The following is a 6,000-nucleotide window of genomic DNA, read 5'->3' as shown; positions in this document are numbered from 1 at the left end:
CGTCTACGATGGTCACCATGACGTTACGCTCCTTCTCAGCCACGGCCTTGGGAGCCACGGCGGGGATGAGGAGCATCATGAAGGCGGCCAGATGCAGGGCAATTACAAACGCGATGCCGACGATGCGAGGCCAGCTCAGCCCCTTGTCATCGGGTTGTTCGTACCGGTGAACGACTAGTTGTTCCGTCATGCGCCAAGAGCTCAATAGTGGGGCCGGGATGCCGGGGGCGGAATCCCTGATCAGCGGTGCATGACACCGCAGGAACCTCCAAGCTTATACCAATCCTGAGCGCCTGCGCATCAACTGTGCAGGCATTCAGGCGTTATTCCTACTTACTTCAGGTTGATGATTTTCTTGGCATCAGCCTGGTTCTTCACGCCCTTCGCCAGCGCCTGCTGGGCGGCCTGCCTGGCCTCGGGGACGCGACCTTCGGCATGCAGGACGCGTGCCAGGTTCAGGTAGGTCTCACCGTCCTTGGAAAGCGGGGCGGCCTTCTGCCACGCATCGATCGCCTGCGGCACCTGGTCGGAGTAGTAGTAGGACTGGGCCAGCGCCAGGTAGACCTGGTAGTCCGGCTTCAGGATGCCCTTCTGCAACCCTTCGTTGATGACCGCGATGACGTCCTTTTCCTTGTGCTCGGTATTGGCATAGATCGAGTACAGCTGCTTGTACTCGCGCTCTTCGGTGAGCTGGCCGCTGCTGCGCAGCTTGTCCATCACCGTGGCAGCCTTGTCCATCTGATCGGCCTGCATGTACATGTTGGCCAGGTTCAGCTGGGCCTTCTTGTCATTCGGATTCTTGGCGGCCAGCGCCTCGGCTTCCTTGACCGCTTCACCGGACTGGCCGGCTTCGGACAGGGCCGCCATCAGCAGCTGGTTCCAGTTGTCCTTCGGCTCGGCGGAGCCGGCGATGGCCTGCTTCAGCACCGGGATCGCTTCCTGGTAGCGCTCCAGCTGGTACAGCGCCTGGCCCTTGGCAATCAGTTCTTCCGGCTTGGTGGACTTGCTCTCGGCGAAGTACTTGTCCAGGGTCGCCAGCCCTTCGGCGGTCTTGTCTTCCTGCAGCTCCAGCTGGCCGAGCATCAGCATCGACTGGAAGTGGCCGTTGTTGTCCAGGCCGTTGAACTGCAGGACCTGCTTCAGGTAGGCGACGGCAGCCGGGGTGTCGTCGGTCTGGTAGGCGGCCTGCGAGGCCAGCTGCGCGGCCAGCGACTTGTCGTACTCGTTCGCGGCGCTGTCAGCCAGGATTGCGTCGGCCTGGGTACGGGTCTCCGGGAACTTTTCCTTGTTGTAGCTGTCGATCATTTTCTGCAGCTTGCTGCCCATCTTGGCCGAGGCCTTGACCGACGGCTCCTGGCGGGTCGCGTTCGGGTACAGCGCCTCGGCCTTGGCCTGCTTGCTGCTGCCACCGCGGTTGCCGCGCTCGGAGGAACGCGAGGACTGCGCGAAGGCATCGGTGACCACGGCGCCGGTCAGGGCGGTCGCGACGAGGACGGAAAGCACTGCTTTGTGGTTACGGAAAATCATCGTTCACCTCGATCGAACCGCCGGTTAGCGGCAAAGTCGGACTGTCAGAAAAATCTGAGCCGCCAAACGTATCAGAAACAGATGGCGTGAGAAATCGTTTTATGTGCTGCAATACAGCATGAAACTGCGCACTCATCCGCACTTTGGCCGCAGCCCACCCGCCTGCGCCTGCTGATAGACCGGGGTCAGGCCCGGTGCATCGCGTCGCAGTTCCTGGATCCGGTTGGCCGGATCAGGGTGGGTGGACAGCCATTGTGGGCTACGACCGCCACTGGCGGCCATCATGTTCTGCCACAGATCGACCGCCTGCGCCGGGTTGAACCCCGCCTGCGCCATCAGCCGCTGGCCGATCACGTCGGCTTCGCTTTCCTGGGTGCGCGAACCCGGCAGCAGGAAAGCGGTCTGCGCGCCCATGCCACCGAGCTGGTTGACCGTACTGGCGGCGCCTTCCCCGTAGGCGGCACCGGCCAGCGCACCGAGCACGGCCAGGCCGGTCTGTGCGCCCATCTGGCGGGTGATGCGTTCTTCGTGATGGCGGGCGATGACGTGGCCGATTTCATGGCCGATTACGGCAGCCAACTGATCCTGGTTCTTGGCCACGGTGAAGATGCCGGTGTTCACACCAACCTTGCCACCGGGCAGGGCGAAGGCGTTGGGCTCCTTGTCGACGAACACCGCCGTCTCCCACCGTACGCCCCGGTATTGAGGCGGCAGCTGCGCGACAAGGGCGTTGACCACGCACTGCACATAGCCGTTCTGGCGGCCATCGGTGCTGATCTTTTCCTTCTGCTTGGTCTCGGCGAATGCCTGCGCACCGAGCTGGTCCAGCTGCGCCTGTGACACGCCACCGACCATCTGCCGACGGCCAGTGGGTGACGTCGTGGTCGCACAAGCACTGACCAACGTGGTGATGACAAGGGCCAGCAGCAGGTGTTTCATGGGTGCACCCCCGTGTTCATATGCGCAGTGTGTAGCGTAACGGCTTAATCTTTCGTCAAGCGGACACGGCGTTACGTTGATCCCAGGAACACCATAGCGGCAAGTGCGACAGCGTTGTTCAGTGCATGGGCTGTGATCGCCGCCCACAGCGTGCCGGTGCGCTGGTACAGCCAGCAGAACGCGGCGCCCATGCCGCCGTAGACCAGCCACAGCTGGGTCATTCCCAGCAGTGAATTCCTGCTCACCCCTGGTACTTCGTGGACCAGCGCGAAGGCCAGGCTGCTGAGGATGACACCCAGCCAGGGACGGCCAGCCTGCCACAGGCGGCCGAACAGCACGCGGCGGAACAGCAGCTCCTCGTAGGCAGGCGCCAGCACGACTGCGAACAGCACCAGGAACAGCGGGAAACGCGCGATCGCGTTCTGCATCAGTTCCACGTTGGTGGGCACCGGCGCGATGCCAAACTGTTTGGCCAGAAAGGCGATGCCGTTGCTGCCCAGCACGATCAACAGGGCCACCAGCACGGTCCAGCCCCAGGTCGAGGGCCGCCGCAGCGCCTGTCGTGAAGCCAGACGTTCGGCCGCATTGGCCGGGCGTCGCCAGAAGTACAGGAGCAGGGCGGCTCCACCGGTGGCGATCAGGGCCATCAGGATCTGCGCCAGGGCCCCGGGCTGGCCGACGGCCGCTGTTGTTTCTGCCGGCGACAGGGCGCCGCCATTTGCCTGTGCATTGGCATAACCAACCACGATGGCGCGATAGAAGCCCCAGAGCAGGCCGGTGACCATGCTCAGGCCGAACAGGGTGACCGCGGCAATGCCCAGATCGATGAAGAAGCCCGCCAACGGGGAACCCGCGCGCGGCGCGACTGAGGCCGGCGGAACCGGGGGCGGGGCGGAAACCGGGGCGGAAGCGGACATCAGGTACCTGCGTTCAAGGGTCGAAAGCCGGTGCACCTCCCCGCGCACCGGCCATGATCCGATTGTGTCAGATATCCAGGTTTGCGACCTTCAGCGCGTTGTCTTCGATGAAATCGCGACGCGGTTCGACGACATCACCCATCAGGGTGCTGAATATCTGGTCAGCTGCGACGGCATCTTCGATACGCACCTGCAGCAGTCGGCGGGTCTCCGGATTCACCGTGGTGTCCCACAACTGCTCCGGATTCATTTCACCCAGACCCTTGAATCGCTGGATCTGACGACCGCGCTTGGCCTCCTCGAGCAGCCAGTTCTGTGCCTTGGCGAACGTGTCCACTTCGATCGACTTGGCGCCACGGGAAATGATCGCGCCTTCGCGGACCAGGCCATGCAGCAGCGTCGACGCCTGGTGGATCGCACGCAGTTCACCGCTTTCGAAGGCCGACAGCGGCAGCACCTGGATGAGCTCTTCGCCCATGTGACGGCGGGTCACCAGCACGGCTGCCGGGCGCTGCTCGTTGGCTTCCTGCAGCTCCAGGGTGAAGCGCGGGCTGCCCAGGCTGCCCTGGTTGAGGCGCTTGGCCAGTGCATCCAGGCCTTCGCCTTCGCCAGCATTGCGCAGGCTGTCCATATCCATCGGCACGAAGTCGACCAGTGCTTCGAGCACGTTGCGGTCGTAGCGGTGCGCGTTGCGCTCGATCGAATCCTGCGCGGCGGCGTAGGTCAGCAGCAGCTTTTCCAGCGCCAGGCCTTCGATGCCCGGTTCACCGGCAGCCGGAACCAGCGCAGCGTTTTCCACCGCACTGCTGGCCAGGTAGCTGTCCAGCGCCGGGTCATCCTTCAGGTACAGCTCCTGCTTGCCCTGCTTGATCTTGTACAGCGGCGGCAGGCCGATGTAGACGTAACCACGCTCGATCAGCTCCGGCATCTGACGGTAGAAGAACGTAAGCAGCAGCGTGCGGATATGGGCGCCGTCAACGTCGGCGTCGGTCATGATGATGATCTTGTGGTAGCGCAGCTTGTCCGGGTTGTACTCGTCACGGCCAATGCCGGTACCCAGCGCGGTGATCAGCGTACCGACCTGGTCCGAGGCCAGCATGCGGTCGAAGCGCGCGCGTTCCACGTTGAGGATCTTGCCGCGCAACGGCAGCACCGCCTGGTTCTTGCGGTTGCGGCCCTGCTTGGCCGAGCCACCTGCCGAGTCACCCTCGACGATGAACAGTTCGGACAGTGCCGGATCCTTTTCCTGGCAGTCTGCCAGCTTGCCCGGCAGGCCGGCGATGTCCAGCGCGCCCTTGCGGCGGGTCAGGTCGCGGGCCTTGCGCGCGGCTTCACGGGCACGCGCGGCGTCGACGATCTTGCCCGCGATCGCCTTGGCTTCGTTCGGGTTTTCCTGCAGAAACTCTTCCAGCCGCGCGCCGAAGGCGTTTTCCACGGCGGGGCGCACGTCGGAGCTGACCAGCTTTTCCTTGGTCTGGCTGGAGAAACTGGGATCGGGCACCTTCACCGACAGCACCGCGATCATGCCTTCGCGCATGTCGTCGCCGGTCAGGTTGATCTTGGCCTGCTTGGCGATGCCGTTCTGCTCGATGTAGTTGTTGAGCACACGGGTCAGCGCGCCACGGAAGCCGGCCAGGTGGGTACCACCGTCCTTCTGCGGGATGTTGTTGGTGAAGCAGTACATCGTCTCCTGATAGGAGTCTGTCCACTGCAGCGCCACATCCACCACGATGTTGTTGTGCTCGCCGGTGACCGAGATGACGTTCGGGTGCAGCGGGGTCTTCAGCTGGGCCAGATGCTCGACGAAGCTGCGGATGCCGCCTTCGTAGTGGAAGTCATCGCGACGGCCATCACCACGCTCGTCGGCCAGCACGATCTTGACGCCGGAATTCAGGAACGACAGCTCACGCAGGCGACGGGCCAGGATGTCGTAGTGGTATTCCACGTTGTCGTGGAACGCCACGGTCGAGGGCCAGAAGCGCACGGTGGTACCGCGCTTGGTGGTGCTCTCCAGCTTTGCCAGCGGGGTGACCGCGGCGCCGTTGCTGAATTCCTGCTGGTAGTGGAAACCGCCCTGGAACACGTCCACCAGCAGCTTCTGCGACAGCGCGTTGACCACGCTGACGCCGACGCCATGCAGGCCGCCGGAAACCTTGTAGCTGTTGTCGTCGAACTTGCCGCCTGCGTGCAGGACGGTCATCACCACTTCGGCAGCGGACACTTCCCGGCCAAGCTTGGCGCTCATCTGCTCGTGCTTGCCCGTCGGAATGCCGCGACCGTTGTCGGACACCGAAACCGAGCCGTCGGCGTGGATCGTCACCGCCACGTGGTCGGCATGGCCGGCGAGGGCTTCGTCGATGGAGTTGTCGACCACCTCGAACACCATGTGGTGCAGGCCGGTGCCGTCATGGACGTCACCGATGTACATGCCTGGGCGCTTGCGGACAGCCTCCAGGCCTTCCAGGGCCGTAATGCTGTTGGCGTCGTAGTTGCCGTTGTTTGCCGGGGTGTTCTGTTCGTCGCTCATTGCGCTTGCCGTAGGCTCCGCAGGTCGGGCACCGCTTTGGGCGATGCTCCGAGAATGAAAGGATTCCAACCCAAATTATACCAGCCGGGG

General features: G+C 63.6%; 4 protein-coding genes and 1 pseudogene. All 5 read right to left on the bottom strand.

Going from position 1 to position 6,000, the window contains the following annotated elements:
• Positions 1–190: pseudogene (locus DI041_RS17595) on the bottom strand (energy transducer TonB); the annotation flags it as partial.
• 143 nt (positions 191–333) lie between these two features.
• Positions 334–1,527: a tetratricopeptide repeat protein gene (locus DI041_RS17590; protein ID WP_046983847.1), complete on the bottom strand. Its 1,194-nt coding sequence runs from the start codon at positions 1,525–1,527 to the stop codon at positions 334–336.
• Between the two features lie 132 nt (positions 1,528–1,659).
• Positions 1,660–2,466: a M48 family metallopeptidase gene (locus DI041_RS17585; protein ID WP_046983846.1), complete on the bottom strand. Its 807-nt coding sequence runs from the start codon at positions 2,464–2,466 to the stop codon at positions 1,660–1,662.
• A gap of 71 nt (positions 2,467–2,537) precedes the next feature.
• Positions 2,538–3,383: a CPBP family intramembrane glutamic endopeptidase gene (locus DI041_RS17580; RefSeq protein ID WP_136639525.1), complete on the bottom strand. Its 846-nt coding sequence runs from the start codon at positions 3,381–3,383 to the stop codon at positions 2,538–2,540.
• A 67-nt stretch (positions 3,384–3,450) separates the two neighbouring features.
• A complete protein-coding gene (gene gyrB / locus DI041_RS17575; protein WP_046983844.1) occupies positions 3,451–5,910 on the bottom strand; it encodes a DNA topoisomerase (ATP-hydrolyzing) subunit B in 2,460 nt (819 codons plus the stop codon).
• Positions 5,911–6,000: the final 90 nt, after the last annotated feature.

The organism is Stenotrophomonas maltophilia, from assembly GCF_004920835.1.
Classification (GTDB): domain Bacteria; phylum Pseudomonadota; class Gammaproteobacteria; order Xanthomonadales; family Xanthomonadaceae; genus Stenotrophomonas; species Stenotrophomonas maltophilia_AQ.
This window is presented reverse-complemented; position numbering and strand designations above follow the sequence as displayed.

What these genes read in the sequence shown, in the direction of transcription:
- DI041_RS17590 (WP_046983847.1), bottom strand. Translation starts at nt 1,527, where the DNA reads ATGATTTTCCGTAACCACAAAGCAGTGCTTTCCGTCCTCGTCGCGACC.
- DI041_RS17585 (WP_046983846.1), bottom strand. Translation starts at nt 2,466, where the DNA reads ATGAAACACCTGCTGCTGGCCCTTGTCATCACCACGTTGGTCAGTGCT.
- DI041_RS17580 (WP_136639525.1), bottom strand. Translation starts at nt 3,383, where the DNA reads ATGTCCGCTTCCGCCCCGGTTTCCGCCCCGCCCCCGGTTCCGCCGGCC.
- gyrB (WP_046983844.1), bottom strand. Translation starts at nt 5,910, where the DNA reads ATGAGCGACGAACAGAACACCCCGGCAAACAACGGCAACTACGACGCC.